Below are 13,906 nucleotides of genomic sequence, written 5' to 3'. Positions count from 1 at the left end.
TCTGTCTCTACGGAGGGCATCACGAAAGGGCGGAAGGTCAGACATGGGGCAGGGGCAGGCGTTCCGGTTCGCGAGGCAGTGCTTCGGCGCCGTCGCCCAGATAGGGGAAGGCGGCGGGCCCGACCGAACGCAGGCCCGGAACGAGCACGCGGGCCACGGACCAGCCGGACGCGGCGAGGCCGGGCGGGGTGAGATCGACCGTCACCGGAGCGAGGCCGTGCTCGCGCAGACGCGGTCCGAGTGCGAGCGGCTCCGGCCGCCACGCGCCCCGGGGCGCTCCCCCGGCCAGGCGTGCGGCGACGGAGCGGGCGACGCGCGGATCGGCCAGGAGCTGGAGGGTGCACACCAGGTCCGTGGCGTCGGCGAGGTCCGGACGGTAGGAGTCGGCGTAGCGGCGGTCGGCCCGGACGGGCTTGAGCACCGCCGACCAGTCGGGCATGCCCTCGATCACGGCGTCCAGGGCGTCGAGGGAGACCAGGGCCTCGGCCGCCGCCTTGCGGCCCGCCGCGGCCACCGGGTCGGCGGCGTCGGGGACGAGCGCGCAGCCCAGCGTGATCCGGTCCCCCGAGCGCGCGATGCAGGCCACGACGGGCGCGGCCAGCAGGTTCGGGACGGCCCGCCAGGTCAGCTCCGCGCCGTGCGGGAGGGGGACCGGCTGCGGCGGCAGTTCCGGAAAGCGGTCGCCGGAGTACCAGGCGGTGGCCAGCGCGTGCCGTTCCACGACCTCGGCCAACGCCGCCGCCCGCGCCCGTCCGGGAGAGTCCCCTGCCGCGATGCCCGCCGCGACGGGCAGGTGGGGCGTCGCACGGCCCGCGCCGGTGCGCTCCTCGGCGTGGCGGCCGGGGGCGAGCCAGACCAGGGAGGCCGGGACCCAGCTTGCCCGTCCGTCGCTGGTGCGGCCCTCCACCCAGGCGAGCTCGGTTCCGGGGCGAAGGCCGCGGAACGGGAAGCCCCGCCGGGCGTGCTGGTCGCCCCGGTAGAGCGCCAGGGCGCCGAGGTCGAGCGCCTGCTCTCCGAGTTCCTCCGCGGTGGCCCAGCGCAGCCGGGCCGGATCGACGAGGTGTCCGGCGTACCGTTCGACGGCCTCGCCGAGAGCCCGCCGGGCGGCGCGGTCGGGAGAGTGCCAGGAGGTCCCGCCGACGACGGAGTTCCCCAGGGGGAGCGCGTAGGCGTCGGTGGCGGCGAGGTCGGCGGTGGCCGTGTGCAGGACGCCGTGGGACCTTCCGTGCCCGATCCGGGTCACGATCCCGCAGCGCTCGTCGGCGCCGATCACGTGTGCGGGAGCGGGACGAGGTTGAACTCGTCGTCGCGGGTCGGGGCGGTGCGCAGGCCGAGCCGCACCGGATCGGTGCGCAGCCGGTCGCCGCCCAGGAACGGGAACGCCGCCGGGGCGTTGGAGTAGGCGCCGGGCACCACGACGCGGGTGGCGCGCAGCCCGAGGGCGGCGATGTCGGAGGTGGTGACGTCGACCGCGTGGGCGGTCAGCCCGGCGCGTGCCAGCCGCTCGAGGTAGGCCTCGTAGGGGTCGCCCTCGATGCGCGGCAGTTCGTCCAGGCCGATCACCCGGTCGGAGCCGGTGATGGGCGCCAGATGGGGCCGCAGGCGGGGGTCGAGCCAGATCTGGCTGTGGCAGGACAGGTCCACGACGTCGCGGAAGTCCGGGCGGTAGGAGTCGGTGTAGCGGCGGTCGGCGCGGTGGGCGTGGAAGAACTCGATCGGGATGGTGCCCTCGCGTGCCGAGACCCAGATGTCGCCGTCGGGATCCAGCAGGCCGAGCGCGTAGCGGCGCAGCGTGACGGCTTCGGCGAGCGCCTTGAGGACGGCGTCGGCCGGATCGGGCCGGGCGGCGACGCCCAGCACGCTGACCCGGTGCCCGGGGTCGTCCAGCAGCACGCCGAGCACGGCGACGTCGAAGACCGTGGGCAGCGCGACGACACGGTAGCGGATCGGGCTTCGGACCCCGGTGGCCGTGGCCCAGCCCGGTCCCGCCCCGGGCGCCGGGGCCAGGTACGGGGCGAGCCTCGGGTGGGCGACGTCGACGGGCCGGGCGGGCAGCCGGTTCGCCCACCAGACCACGGTGGCGTCCCGTTCGACGACCTCCTCCAGGGCGGCGGTGCGGGCCGCCCTGTCGTCGGGTCCGGCGGCGATCCCGGCGAGCATGACGAAGTTGGTGACGGGCTCGGCGGTGCGGGGAGGCTGGTGGTAGTTGATGTAGACCAGCGACGCCGGGACGTGCACGGGCTCCTCTGACGGGAGCGTGGCCCCGGTGGTCCACAGCACCGGCAGGTCCGGGGTGAACGGGGTGAACGGGCAGCCGGGCTCGGCGTACTGGGCGGGCGAGTACAGCGCCAGCTCCGCCGGGTCGACGGCGCGGTGCCCCGCCCCGGTCAGCTCCCGGTGGGAGGCCCTGATCAGGGTGTCGGGGACGAAGTTCCCGCAGTACCTTTCGACGGCCTCGCCGATCGCCGACATCCTGGCCCGCGCGGGGTCCCCGAAGGCGGTGCCGGTGGAGACCCGGTCGGCCGGCCAGGGCAGCAGCGAGGCCAGGTCGCCCACGTGGGTGGCGCAGACCGACAGGCCCGGCGGCCACCACGGTTCCGGGTCGGCCTCGATGAAATGGGCGATGACGCCGGTGCGCGCGTCGATGAGCTGGTCGTGGTTCACGGCTGGTCCTCCGGCCGGGGAAGCAGCAACGGCCCGAACTCGATGCCGAGCTCGACGGGAACGGGCGGGGCGGGGCGGCGCGGGGGGCGTCCGGCGGTCACCTCGACGTGCAGGGCGTGCCCTTCGGGCAGGCTCACCGCCGTCGGTTCCGCCTGCAGGTCGACCCGGCCGCCGCCGGCCGGGACGGGCGCGGAGGCGTCGGTGATCCGGGTCCGGACGCCGTCCGGGCGGGCGTGCACGAACGTCGCGACGAGTTCGACGGGTTCCTTCGCCGTGACGTCGGCGGCCAGGCGGGCGGAGCCGTGCCAGGCCAGCGGCCCGGGGACGGTCAGCCTCACCACGTCCGGGCGGTCCGCCGGGGCGCCGAGGTCGGCCGAGTGTGGCAGCGAGCCGAACGGGCGCGCCGGGTCATGGCGCAGGACCGCGTGCGGGGCCGGGAACGTGTGGGAGCGGTGTACCGGGCGGGAGGACGGCAGCGGATCGCGTCCGGTCCAGCCCTCGCCGAGGACCAGGCAGCGCTCCGGCACATTCCCTTTCTCACCGTGTGCCCGTGCCGCCAGCCAGTTCAGCATGAGGTCGGCCGCGTCGGGGCCGTCCGGGACGTCCAGCGCGCATTCCGGCTGGAGGCGGTGGGTGAGCGGGGACGCCCAGCCGCCCATGATCACGGTGGGTTCGGCGGCCAGGCGGGCGTGCCGGAGGGTGGTGCGGGCGGAGCGGCAGTACCAGCTGCCCAGGTGCAGCGTGGGAGCGGTCGCGGCGCGGACCGCCCGGGTCACCAGGCGGCTCGCCTCTCGCCAGGTGTCCGGGGTGGGCGGCCAGGGGCCGAGCGGTACCGGCCAGCGCTCGGCGAACCCGGGAGAGGCCGGGTCGGCGTCGAGGCCGCCGGAGAAGGCGGTGACCAGGTCGTACAGGCCGGGACGGACGGTGCGCCCGGTGCCGAACTCGATGCGCCACCACAGCTCGTCGTCCAGGGCCGGTACCCCGTCCATCGGCCAGGGCTGGCGTGAGGCGACGGCGCGGACCGAGGGGTGGGCGGCCGTGCACCAGGCGGCGAACGCCTCGTAGCCGGTGCCGCCGAGCAGTACCCGTCCGTCGCTCCAGGAGCGGGCGGCCACCCAGTCGAGGGTGGCCGCGCCGTCCGGGCCCTCGTCGGCGCCGGGCCGGAACGCCCCGCCGGACCGGTGCCTGCCGCGCACGTCCTGGACCAGGACGGCCACTCCCGCCTCGGCCAGCGCCGCTGCCTCAGGCCACAGGCCGGGCGTCCCGTAAGGGGTGCGGACCACCGCGCAGGGGGCCGGTGTCCCGGCGGGCAGGAACAGATCGCCGACGAGCGCGGTGCCGTCCTCCACCCGGATCGTCACGTCCGGTTCGATCCGAGGGTTCACGCGGGCACCTCGCGCATCAGGCCCGCCGGAACCGGCAGGACGGGGTGGCGGCGTACGGCGCCGTCGGCCAGGTCGATGCCGACCTGGACGTTCCTTCCGGTCGGCCGCCCTCCGGCCCGCCAGGTCCACAGGTCCGCGGCCAGGAAGGCGGCGGCCGCGGCGGCCCCGACGGCTCCGGCCGGGTCCGGCTCCGGTCTGCCGCCCTCGTCGAGCCAGCGCCAGTGGGCCGCGAGCTGCTCCGGCCAGGCGCTGGCGGCCAGGCGCCGGATCCGGACGTCGGCGTGTCCGCTGTCGCCCGGCTGCGTCCAGAAGGGGCCGACGTACCAGCGGCGGCCCTCGGCGTATCCCCGGTGCCAGGGCACGCCCGCCGCGACGACCTGCGGCTCCAGCTCCGACCAGCGCCGGTCGGGCAGCCAGGCCGCGGCCGACACCAGCGCGAGCGGCTTCCGTTCCAGCAGGTCTTCTTCCGCGCCGCGCAGCACTTCCAGACCGAGCCGCTCCAGCAGGTCCGTCAACTGCGCGGCCAGCGGGCCGTCTCCGCTGACGCCGACCGGTCCGGGGCGGGGCTCTCCGGCGGACGCGAGCACGCCCTCCTCGGTGAACACCTCGAACAGTTCGGGAGCCCGCAGGTCCGCGGGGTGTCCCGGTTCGGGCTCGACGACCAGGAACTCCTCGGCCGGGGTGTGGACCAGCCATCCCTCGCCCTGCGGGATCAGCGACACGCCGCCGGCCCACCGCGAAAACTCGTCCATCGTCCTCTCGCGCTCCCTACTCTGCGAGGACCGGGTGCGGGTGCGCTACCACCGCGCCCGCACCCGGCCTTCTCATCGGTGTTCACTCACCTCGGGTCATCGCCAGGCGATGGCCGAGGACCGCGCCGTGGCGTGGTTGGAGGAGTGGACCTGACCGCGGCTCTTGGACACCGCCGGCTTCGAAACCTTCATCTCTGCTCACCTCCTTCCGGGAACTCGATCCGGACATCGGACGGCGGTCTCCGCCACCGCGAGGGGACGGGGTCGCGCCGTTCCGGCAGTTCTCGGTGCGCACCGATGTCGGAAATCCGGCGAACTGCCCTCCATATGAGAGCGGAAATGAAAATGGTTGTCAATGTCGTTAAAGTGTCGGACATGGAGACGGCCACCCCCGCGCCCGCCCCCGGGCTCCTCTCGCTGCTGTCGGCCAACCGGGACTTCCGCCTGCTCTGGCTGGGCGGCCTCGTGAGCGCCTGCGGCGGCTGGTTCAGCGCCGTCGCCGTGTTCGCGATGGTCCACGCCCACGGCGGCGGAGCGCTCGCCACCGGCGTCACGCTCGCGCTGCGCTACCTGCCCGGACTGCTCGTCGGCCCCTGGGCGGGGGTGCTCGCCGACCGCGCCGACCGGCGAACGGTGATGCTCGTCTGCGACGGCGTGCTCGCGGTGCTGGCGCTGTTCTTCCTACTCGCTGACAGTCCCGGCACCCTGTGGCTGGTCTATCCGCTGACCTTCGCCTCGGCGTCCGCGGGCTTCGTCTTCCAGGCCGCCCGCTCGGCATGGGCGCCCTCACTGGTGCGCGAGGACGAGTACGTGCTCTACTCGGCGGCCGTCCAGGTCAACGGCATGCTCTTCCAGGCCGTGGGCGGGCTGGCCGGCGCCGCCGTCATCGCCTTCGCGGGCTGGCGCTGGGCGTTCGCCGTCAACGCCCTGTCGTTCGTCGTCTCTTTGCTGCTGACCGCCAAGGCCACCACCGGACACCGGCGCGGCGGCGGAACCCGCGCCCCCTGGCTCGCCTCCCTCTGGGAGGGCCTGCGCGCCGCCCGCCGCGACCGGCTGATCGCCTCCCTGCTCTGGCTCGAGGCCGCCTTCTGCCTGGGACTGGGCGGCGCCATCACCGCGATGACCCACCTGGCCCTGCACGTCCACGACCTCGGCGACGGCGGGACCGGCTGGTTCTACGCCGTCCAGGGCACCGTCGGCGCCCTGGTGCTCCTGACGTGCTCGGCCCGCCTCCAGCGGGCGGCCCCCCGCACCCGGCTGACGATCGTCGGCCTCTCCTGCCTCTTCGAGGGCCTGTTCACGATGATGCTCGGCCTGCCCTCACTCCCCGCGGTCGCCCTCCTGCTGTGGGGCGCGGCCGCCGCGGCCGACGTCGTCTACGGCCCCACCGCCGTCGCCGCGCTCCTGTCCGCCGCCCCCGACGAACTCCGCGGCCGGATCATGTCCCTGTGGAGCACCGTGGCCACCACGAGCCTCGCCCTCTCCTCCGCCCTGAGCGGCGCCCTCCTCGACACCGCCGGCCACCGCCTCCTCCCCGCCCTCCTCGGCACCGCGATGTCCCTCTCAGGCCTGACCTGGCTGACCACCCTCCGCAACACCGCTCCCCCCACCAAGATGAAAGGTGACCCCCGATCACCACTTCAGACCATATAGATTTATGTATAATCAGAACGTGATCACATGGTGGCAGATCGAGATCGAGCCCGAGGTCAGGCAGTGGCTGGAGCTCCTCACCGACCGGCATTACGACAAAGCCGAACGGGCTGCCGACATGCTCGCGTCCCAGCCGACCACGCTCGGCGAACCGTACTCGCGCCACCTCGGCGGCAAAGTCCGCGAACTACGCTTCGTCCTGGACGGGAACGCCGTCCGGATCACCTACTGGCTCGCCCCAAAGCAACGGATCGTACTGCTCACGGTGTTTCGTAAGACTCGACAACGTGAGGAGGCGGAGATCGAAAGGGCCCGCCAGGCACAGAAAGTGTGCGAAGCCGAGCACGGATCCGCCGCGCACATCTACGACCGGAGCAAGGAGGAGACACCGTGAACCACTCCCAGTGGAAGACCCGCCGCACCAGGAGACTTCTCGGCGAAACGGTCGAAGAATCCCCTGCCTACATCGAGGCCGGGCATGCTCTGGCGCTCGGGCAGGCCGTCTACGACCGCCGCACCGCGCTGGGGATCTCCCAGGCCGAACTGGCTCGCCGCGCGGGCATGACCCAACCGCAGATCTCCAACATCGAGGGCGGTGATTCGGTGCCGACTCTGCCCCTGCTCACCAGACTCGCCGGAGCTCTGGACGCCTCTCTCACCATCCGGCTGGACGACAGCGACTCCACCTTCGTCTTCACTCCGCATCAGGGCCCCGGCCCTGATGCCTCGTCCTCTGACAGCCACACGTCGGCTGCGTGATCTCAGGACGAGTCGTCCAGCGAACTCGGCATGAACCTTCGCAACGTCAAGGACCCCAAGCCGACCGGCCAGACCGTTGATCTCAACGGCGTCACCACGAGCTCCTCGCAGCGCGGTGACGCGGCAGCGGGCCCCGTTCCGAAAGGAACGGGGCCCGCTGGCGACGGAGGTCAGGCGGACGGCTCGAGGATGAAGACCGGGATCTCGCGGTCGGTCTTCGTCCGGTACTCCTCGTAGTCGGGCCAGACCGCCACGGCCAGGGCCCACCACTTTCTGCGCTCCTCGCCTTCGGCGAGACGCGCGGTGTAGTCGAGGACGGTCGCGCCGTCCTGCAGCGAGACGTGGGGGTCGGCCACGATGTTGTGGTACCAGAAGGGGTTGGTGGGAGCCCCTCCCTGGGAGGCTACGACGGCGTAGCGGGTGCCGTCGGTGACCCTCATCAGCGGTGTCTTCCTGATCTTTCCTGACTTCGCGCCCCTGGTCGTGAGGATGATGACGGGCTTCCCCTGCAGGGTGCCGCCCTCCGCACCACCGGTACGTTCGTAGAGTTCCACCTGGTCGGCGACCGGGGCGTAGGGGCTCGGTTCGTACTCACCTGTCGGCGGCATCGTGACTCCTTTTCTTCTCGGGTGTTGCGTTGGGGTCGGCCGTGGGTGGCGCTCAGCTTCGCGAGGTCCTGGGTGGGGTTCTCGCGGCGGCCGACAGTTGTTTGTGGAGGCGGGTGGTGAGCATCGCCATCTCGTAGCCGACCAGACCGATGTTCCCGTCGGAATCGCTGAGGACGGCGAGACAGCTTCCGGAACCGGCGGAGGACACAAAAAAGAGGGCGTCTTCCAGCTCGACGATGGACTGCTTCGTCTCCCTCCTGCCGAAGTGCTCCCGCACTCCGTTGGCCAGGCTGTGGAGGCCGGAGGAGAGGGCCGCGAGGTGCTCCGCCTCCTCGTGGCCGACCGTTCTGGAGGCGCTCATCACGAGGCCGTCGCGGGACAGGAGCACGGCCTGCCGGATCTCGCCGACACGGTCGACCAGATCGTCGAGAAGCCAGCTCAGGTCGTTGGGTGCACTCCGTTGTCTCACGTCTCTCCCTGGGTGGGGCCGCCTCCGAAGGCGGGTGGTCCGTCGCCGTCGGCGGCACGTCCGGCGGTCCAGCCCTCCTGCAGCGACGAGAGCAGGCGGCGGTTGGCTTCCGGGCGGTGCTCGTCGAAGTCCTCGTGAGCCGTCTCGAACGGATCGTCTCCGGGAGCCGACGGGGGTGAGGACCGCAGTTGGGGGGCCAGGTGCTCCCGTCGTGTACGGCGGGGAAGGGGGCCGGTTTCTTCTCGCCGCTGGGCCGTGGGTGTCCTCGGCGGCGCCTCCGGAGCAGAAGAGGCGCTCTCCTCTGGAGGCCGGATTCCGGGCTTGCGCGCGACCGGCTCCTGCCTGCCGTCCGTCGCGGGTGCTGAGGGAGGCCGCTCGTCTTCGGAGATCACCAGTGAGGCGGGAAGGAGCACGACCGCCGTGGTGCCTCCGTAGACGGAGGGGAGCAGCGTGACCTTGATGCCGTGGCGTGCGGCGAGCCTGGCGACCACGAACAGCCCGAGCCTCTCGCTCTCCGCCAGGTCGAACTCCGGCGCTTCGGCCAGCCGCCGGTTGACGACGGCCAGGTCCTCGGCGTCCATGCCGACTCCGCGGTCCACCACCTCCACGGTCAGCCCGTTGCCGGCGGGCACGGCCTGGACGTGGACCTCGGTGTGCGGCGGCGAGAACGTCGTCGCGTTCTCGATCAGCTCGGCCAGGAGGTGGATGATGTCGGCCGCCACGTTTCCGGGCACCGCGACGGGCACGGCCGCCGACACCTCGACACGGGTGTAGTCCTCCACCTCCTCCAGGGCCGCGCGGAGCAGGTCCTCCACGGGGACCGGCCTGTTCCAGCTCCGCATGGTCCGCGACCCGGACAGGATGACCAGGCCCTCGGCGTGGCGACGCATGCGGGTGGTGAGATGGTCCAGGTGGAAGAGCTCCTCGAGTTCCTGCGGGCTGGACGCCTTGCGCTCCATCGCGTCGAGCATCCGCAGCTGCCGCTGCAGCAGCGACTGGCTCCGCCACGCGAGGTTGACGAAGACCCTGCTGATGCCCCTGCGCACCCGGGCCTCGCCCACTGCCGCCTCGATCGCGGTGCGCTGCACCTTGGTGAAGGCGTCGGCCACCCTGGCCACCTCCAGGATCCTTCCCGTCGTGAAGAGAGGCGCCTCGGCGGGAAGGTCCACCTCGTCCTCCCGCCTCAACCGGGCGATGACCTCGGGCAGCCGTTCGTTCGCCAGTTCCTGCGCCGCTCCCTGCAGTCCGCGCAGCTCGCCTGACAGGCTCCGGGCGAACCGGACCGACAGCAGAAGGGAGGCCACCACCACCAGCAGTCCCGCGCCGCCGACCACGAGGAGTTGCCGCAACGTGGAGCGCCCGGCCGCTTCGGTCTGATCGGTCAGGACGGTGATGGCCTCCAGCTGCGCCTGCTGCCAGGGATCCGTCACCTTCGGGATCGTGGCCCGCCACTCCTGGAGCACCCTGGAGGTGACGGCGCGGTCGGAGCCCGCGATGCCCTGCTCCAGCTCCTGGTACCGGGAGTATTCGGAGGTCCGGACCACGCCTTCGAAGACCCCGCGCACCCCCGTGCTCGGACTGGACAGCGCCGCGTCGGCGGCCTCTCCGCGGAGGGTCGCCGCTCTGGTGAACTGCCGGTGCTCATCGGCCGTCATCGGCCCCTTGCGGGTCTCCAGGAGGGACAGCAGCGCGTCCTCGCGCAGCAGATGGTCACCCGCCCTGTTCAGGTCGATCATGGCGATCGTGGTCTGGTAGACGCCCACGTCGCCGGCCGCGGCGATGCCGCCGAGCGCCTCGGTCGTGTCGTCGAAGAGCGCGCCGTACCGGACGATCGCCTCCACCGGGGGGATGCCCGCCGCCCGGACCTCGTCCCGCAGTCCCGCGATGCCGCCGTAGCGCTGATCGAGCTCGCGCAGGCTCCGGCCGGTCTCGCCTTCGAGCATGTCCTGGGCCGCGGGAAGGGCGTTGTCCCGGAACGCCTTGAGCGCCGCGTCCGTCGCCGCTTCGGCCGTCTGCAGCTGCCGTGCCCCTCGCCGCCCGTGCGATCCGAGCACCACCGCGGCGGCGGCCCTCTCCTGCTGCAGGGCGACCCCGACGGATCCGACGGGCAGGGCGACCTCGTCGACCATCCGCGCGAACTCGATCTTCTTCAGCGCCTCGCCGAGGGAGAGGCTCGCGGCGAAAGCCCACAGGACCAGCAGAGAGGCCAGCGGCAGGATCAGCAGCAGGGTGGTCCGATAACGAATCGAGTGCTGCCGGGCGCGTTTGTGCGACATCGGAGCGCGTTGAGAGGCGGGCATGAAGGACTCCATGAGCGTGGGGACGTGTCACCGGGGCTGTGCCGCGTGCTCCGGTGAGGCCATCCGCCTGGCGGCCCGGTAGCCGAAGACCATGCCCGAGCCGAGGGGGGTGCCGGGGCCCGGGTAGACGTGGCCGGCCACGGACGCCGCCGAGTTGCCCGCGGCGTACAGGCCGGGGACGGGGGTGCCCGACTCGTTCAGGACCCGGCCGTCCTCGTCGGTCCGGGCGCCGCCCTTGGTGCCGAGGTCGCCGAGCACGATCTGGACGGCGTGGAACGGCCCCCGCTCCAGGGGCGTCAGGCAGGGGTTCGGTCCCTCGCCCGCCGCGAAGAACCGGTCGAAGGGGTCCTCTCCCCGGTGGAAGTCCTCATCGACACCGGACGCGGCGAACCCGTTGAAGCGCTCGACCGTCTTCTCGAGGGCGTCGGCGGGGACGTCGATCAGCCCGGCGAGACCGGCCAGGGTGCCCGCGGTGCGCCACAGGCCCGCTTCGCGGAAGGCGGCGGCGTCCGGGGCGGGCTGGCTGATCGCCGGGATGGTGTCGAAGCGGTCGTCGAAGACGAACCAGACGGGGATGTGGGAGACGCCGGTGGCCTGGCCACGGAGGATCTCGTGGCCCATGCGGTCGTAGGGCAGGGACTCGTTGGCGAACCGCTCCCCCGCGGCGTTGACGAGGATGCCGCCGCGCAGGCCGAGGGTGAAGGCGGCCCGGCCGTTGGGGAAGAGGGTGGCCGGACACCACCAGGCCTCGTCCATCAGGTCGACGGCGGCACCGGCCTCGCGCAGGGCTGCGAGGGCGTCACCGGTGTTGGAGCCGGGCGCGGCCGAGGTCCACCGGCCGCCGGGGAGGCCGTGGTGGCGGATGCGCAGTTCGTCGTCGCATTCGAAGCCGCCCGCGGCGAGCACCACGCCGCGTTCGGCGCAGATGCGTCGCGTCCCGTTCTCCGTCTCGACCACGACTCCGGTCACCCGACCGTCCTCAATGATCAGGGAGGTCATGCGGGTGCGGGTGCGCAGGCTCGCGTTGCCCGTCGCGTCCAGCGCCAGCAGGAAGCGTCCGATGAGCGCCTGGCCGCCGATGAGGGTCGCGCGGTCCTGGTCGACGCCGAACTGGTCCGTGGCGATGGGCGGGCGGAGCCGGTCGAGCCAGGTGCCGAGCTCGGCGGACGGGAGCGGCAGGGGGCAGATGCTCCGGCCGCCCGTGATGCGGCCGGGCGCCTCGAAGTAGTCGGGGAACGGCCGGTACTCGAAGCGGAGGAGGGGGTCGTTCTCCAGGAACTCCACGAGTTCCGGACCGGTGGACAGGAAGGCCTCTTGCAAAAAGCCCGGCGTTCGGTTACCGACGACGGTCCTGAAGTACTCCTTGCCGAGTTCCACGCTGTCCGCCAGCCCGGCGCGCTCGAGCGCCTGGTTGCCGGGCAGCCAGATGCTGGCGCCCGAGTAGGCGCTGGTTCCGCCGAAGTACTCCGTCTTCTCCAGCACGATGGTGCTCAGCCCGCCGGACGCAGCCGTGTAGGCGGCCGCCAGAGCCGCCCCGCCGGAGCCGACGACGACCACGTCCGCGGTCTCGTCGAAGCCGTCCTGTACCGCGTTCATCTGGGTCTCCTCTTATTTCAGCAGTGCGAGTTCTTCGGGTGTCAGCTCGAGGTCCACCGCGGCGAGCGAGTCGAGGACCGACTCGGGGCGGCTCGCGCCGGGGATCGGGATGACCGAGGGAGAGCGGTGGAGCTGCCAGGCGAGGGACACCCGTTGCGGGCTCACTCCCCGGGCGGCCGCCACCTCGTTGAAGGACGAGTACGTCGAGCCGAGGGCCTTGGCCTCGCGCATGCCGCCCAACGGACCCCAGGAGAGGAAGGCCAGCCCGAGCTCCTCGCACAGGGCGATCTCGGGTTCGCTCCCGCGCGCCCGGGGCGAGTACTCGTTCTGGACCGCGACCAGGGCCTCGCCGAGGACGCGGCGCGCGGTGCGGATCTGGCCGGTGTCGACGTTGGAGATGCCCACGCGCCGGATCAGGCCCTCGTCGTACAGGTCCTTCAGCCCGCCCATGCTCTCCTCGAAAGGGGTGCGGGGGTCGGGGCGGTGGTGCAGGTAGAGGGGGAGCGCCTCCAGGCCCAGGCGGTCCAGGGACGCCTGGCAGGCCCGCCGCAGGTGCGCGGGGCTGCCGTCGATCCACCAGGTGTCGTGTTCGGCGTACCGCAGGTGGCCGCCCTTGGTCGCCACCACCACGTGGTCGGTGGAGCCGGAGTAGAGCTTCAGCGCGCGGGCGACGAACCGCTCGTTGACGCCGTATCCGCCGCCGGCCGGGCCGTAGACGTCGGCGGTGTCGAGCAGGTTCACGCCCGCGTCGAGGGCGGCGTGCACGGTCCGGAGCCCGCGCTCCTCGTCGTAGCCGGGCACCTGGGTCAGGGTCATCGAACCCAGCCCGATCGCGGTGACCTCCAGGTCGCCGAGCTTCCGGGTCCGGGCGCGGGCCGCGCTCATTTGCCGACCACCGTCCAGCCTCCGTCGACCGGCGTGCAGACGCCCGTGGTGTACGACGCGTCGAGCAGCAGGTGTTCGATGGCCGCGGCCATCTCGTCGGGCGTGGCGAGGCGGCTCATCGGGATGCGCGCCTTGGTGGCCGACACGTCGTAGCCCTGGTCGACCATCTCCTGGACCATGGGGGTCAGGGTGTGGCCCGGCGCGACGGAGTTGACCCTGATGCCCAGCGGCGCCCATTCGATGGCCAGGTTCTGGGTGAGCTGCCCGATGGCGGCCTTGGCGACTCCGTAGTCCGCCTGGTTCGCCCAGCCGCGGTAGGCGGTCGTCGAGGAGATGGTGACGATCGCGCCCCGCTCCGCACGTCCTTCGGTCGGCCCGCCGCCGGCGGGGGCGGGGCCTTCCCCGGCCAGCCCCGCGGCGAGCGCGCGGGCGGTCACCAGGGTTCCGACCAGGTGGATGTCGAGGATCCGCCGGTAGTTCTTCAGGTCCAGCTCCAGGGCGGGCTTGAACTCTCCCCGCACTCCGTGGCAGGTCACCAGACGGGACGGGACTCCCGCCTTCTTCGCGGCTTCCGCGAAGGCGGCGCGCACCTCGTCCTCGTCGGTGACGTCCACCTTGAAGAACTGGAGCACGCCGTCCTGCCCGAACGGGTCCGGAGGGGCCTGGAGGTCCAGAACGGTCACGGCGGCTCCCCGGGCCAGCAGGCGCCGTACCACCGCCAGACCGATTCCGCTGCTGCCGCCCGTGACGATCGCGTGTTCTGCGAGCATGGATGTTCCTCCCTCACTAGTCGTCGTCGCCCGCTCCCGCGACGGCATCGTCTGCGCCCCCCACC

At 72.6% G+C, this 13,906-nt stretch carries 13 protein-coding genes; 3 read left to right on the top strand and 10 right to left on the bottom strand.

Annotated features, from left to right (window positions below):
• Positions 1-37: 37 nt before the first annotated feature.
• From ABD140_RS21915 to ABD140_RS21900, 4 genes are read right to left on the bottom strand one after another with little or no spacing between them, the layout of a single operon-like run.
• Entirely contained in the window at positions 38-1,273 is a 1,236-nt protein-coding gene (locus ABD140_RS21915; protein WP_344242786.1) for a YcaO-like family protein, read from the bottom strand.
• Positions 1,270-2,664: a YcaO-like family protein gene (locus ABD140_RS21910; protein WP_344242785.1), complete on the bottom strand. Its 1,395-nt coding sequence runs from the start codon at positions 2,662-2,664 to the stop codon at positions 1,270-1,272. Before ABD140_RS21910 ends, ABD140_RS21915 begins: the two co-directional genes overlap by 4 nt.
• A complete protein-coding gene (locus tag ABD140_RS21905; RefSeq protein WP_344242784.1) occupies positions 2,661-4,049 on the bottom strand; it encodes a CocE/NonD family hydrolase in 1,389 nt (462 codons plus the stop codon). The genes ABD140_RS21910 and ABD140_RS21905 overlap by 4 nt, the downstream gene beginning before the upstream one ends.
• Positions 4,046-4,801 carry a hypothetical protein gene (locus tag ABD140_RS21900; RefSeq protein ID WP_344242783.1) on the bottom strand — a complete coding sequence of 252 codons (756 nt, stop codon included), beginning with the start codon at positions 4,799-4,801 and terminating at the stop codon, positions 4,046-4,048. Before ABD140_RS21900 ends, ABD140_RS21905 begins: the two co-directional genes overlap by 4 nt.
• 375 nt (positions 4,802-5,176) lie before the next feature.
• Here ABD140_RS21900 and ABD140_RS21895 point away from each other — a divergent pair, with 375 nt between their 5' ends.
• Genes ABD140_RS21895 through ABD140_RS21885 form a run of 3 tightly spaced genes read left to right on the top strand, consistent with a single transcriptional unit; the run spans position 5,177 to position 7,213 of the window.
• The gene (locus ABD140_RS21895) at positions 5,177-6,454 is read left to right on the top strand and encodes an MFS transporter (protein ID WP_344242782.1); all 1,278 of its coding nucleotides are present in this window, start codon (positions 5,177-5,179) and stop codon (positions 6,452-6,454) included.
• A 19-nt stretch (positions 6,455-6,473) separates the two neighbouring features.
• Positions 6,474-6,848 (top strand): type II toxin-antitoxin system RelE/ParE family toxin, encoded by a 375-nt coding sequence (locus ABD140_RS21890; protein WP_344242781.1) that lies wholly within the window; start codon positions 6,474-6,476, stop codon positions 6,846-6,848.
• A complete protein-coding gene (locus tag ABD140_RS21885; protein WP_344242780.1) occupies positions 6,845-7,213 on the top strand; it encodes a helix-turn-helix domain-containing protein in 369 nt (122 codons plus the stop codon). The genes ABD140_RS21890 and ABD140_RS21885 overlap by 4 nt, the downstream gene beginning before the upstream one ends.
• 170 nt (positions 7,214-7,383) lie before the next feature.
• On the opposite strand, the gene ABD140_RS21880 is transcribed toward ABD140_RS21885, so the two are convergent.
• The 6 genes from ABD140_RS21880 to ABD140_RS21855 are packed head-to-tail and all read right to left on the bottom strand — an operon-like array spanning position 7,384 to position 13,841.
• Positions 7,384-7,821, bottom strand: coding sequence for a nitroreductase family deazaflavin-dependent oxidoreductase (locus ABD140_RS21880; RefSeq protein WP_344242779.1), 438 nt, complete (start codon positions 7,819-7,821; stop codon positions 7,384-7,386).
• Positions 7,822-7,873: 52 nt separating this feature from the next.
• Positions 7,874-8,290: a roadblock/LC7 domain-containing protein gene (locus tag ABD140_RS21875; RefSeq protein WP_344242778.1), complete on the bottom strand. Its 417-nt coding sequence runs from the start codon at positions 8,288-8,290 to the stop codon at positions 7,874-7,876.
• On the bottom strand, positions 8,287-10,590 hold the full coding sequence (locus tag ABD140_RS21870; protein WP_344242777.1) for a sensor histidine kinase: 2,304 nt from the start codon (positions 10,588-10,590) through the stop codon (positions 8,287-8,289). The genes ABD140_RS21875 and ABD140_RS21870 overlap by 4 nt, the downstream gene beginning before the upstream one ends.
• 27 nt (positions 10,591-10,617) lie before the next feature.
• Positions 10,618-12,186 carry an FAD-dependent oxidoreductase gene (locus tag ABD140_RS21865; protein ID WP_344242776.1) on the bottom strand — a complete coding sequence of 523 codons (1,569 nt, stop codon included), beginning with the start codon at positions 12,184-12,186 and terminating at the stop codon, positions 10,618-10,620.
• A gap of 12 nt (positions 12,187-12,198) precedes the next feature.
• A complete protein-coding gene (locus ABD140_RS21860; protein WP_344242775.1) occupies positions 12,199-13,071 on the bottom strand; it encodes an aldo/keto reductase in 873 nt (290 codons plus the stop codon).
• Entirely contained in the window at positions 13,068-13,841 is a 774-nt protein-coding gene (locus ABD140_RS21855; RefSeq protein WP_344242774.1) for an SDR family NAD(P)-dependent oxidoreductase, read from the bottom strand. Before ABD140_RS21855 ends, ABD140_RS21860 begins: the two co-directional genes overlap by 4 nt.
• Between the last annotated feature and the right edge of the window lie 65 nt (positions 13,842-13,906).

The sequence above is a fragment of the Actinocorallia libanotica genome, assembly GCF_039525175.1.
GTDB classification, from domain to species: domain Bacteria; phylum Actinomycetota; class Actinomycetes; order Streptosporangiales; family Streptosporangiaceae; genus Actinocorallia; species Actinocorallia libanotica.
This window is presented reverse-complemented; position numbering and strand designations above follow the sequence as displayed.

What these genes read in the sequence shown, in the direction of transcription:
- ABD140_RS21870 (WP_344242777.1), bottom strand. Translation starts at nt 10,590, where the DNA reads ATGCCCGCCTCTCAACGCGCTCCGATGTCGCACAAACGCGCCCGGCAG.
- ABD140_RS21880 (WP_344242779.1), bottom strand. Translation starts at nt 7,821, where the DNA reads ATGCCGCCGACAGGTGAGTACGAACCGAGCCCCTACGCCCCGGTCGCC.
- ABD140_RS21860 (WP_344242775.1), bottom strand. Translation starts at nt 13,071, where the DNA reads ATGAGCGCGGCCCGCGCCCGGACCCGGAAGCTCGGCGACCTGGAGGTC.
- ABD140_RS21895 (WP_344242782.1), top strand. Translation starts at nt 5,177, where the DNA reads ATGGAGACGGCCACCCCCGCGCCCGCCCCCGGGCTCCTCTCGCTGCTG.
- ABD140_RS21900 (WP_344242783.1), bottom strand. Translation starts at nt 4,801, where the DNA reads ATGGACGAGTTTTCGCGGTGGGCCGGCGGCGTGTCGCTGATCCCGCAG.
- ABD140_RS21865 (WP_344242776.1), bottom strand. Translation starts at nt 12,186, where the DNA reads ATGAACGCGGTACAGGACGGCTTCGACGAGACCGCGGACGTGGTCGTC.
- ABD140_RS21855 (WP_344242774.1), bottom strand. Translation starts at nt 13,841, where the DNA reads ATGCTCGCAGAACACGCGATCGTCACGGGCGGCAGCAGCGGAATCGGT.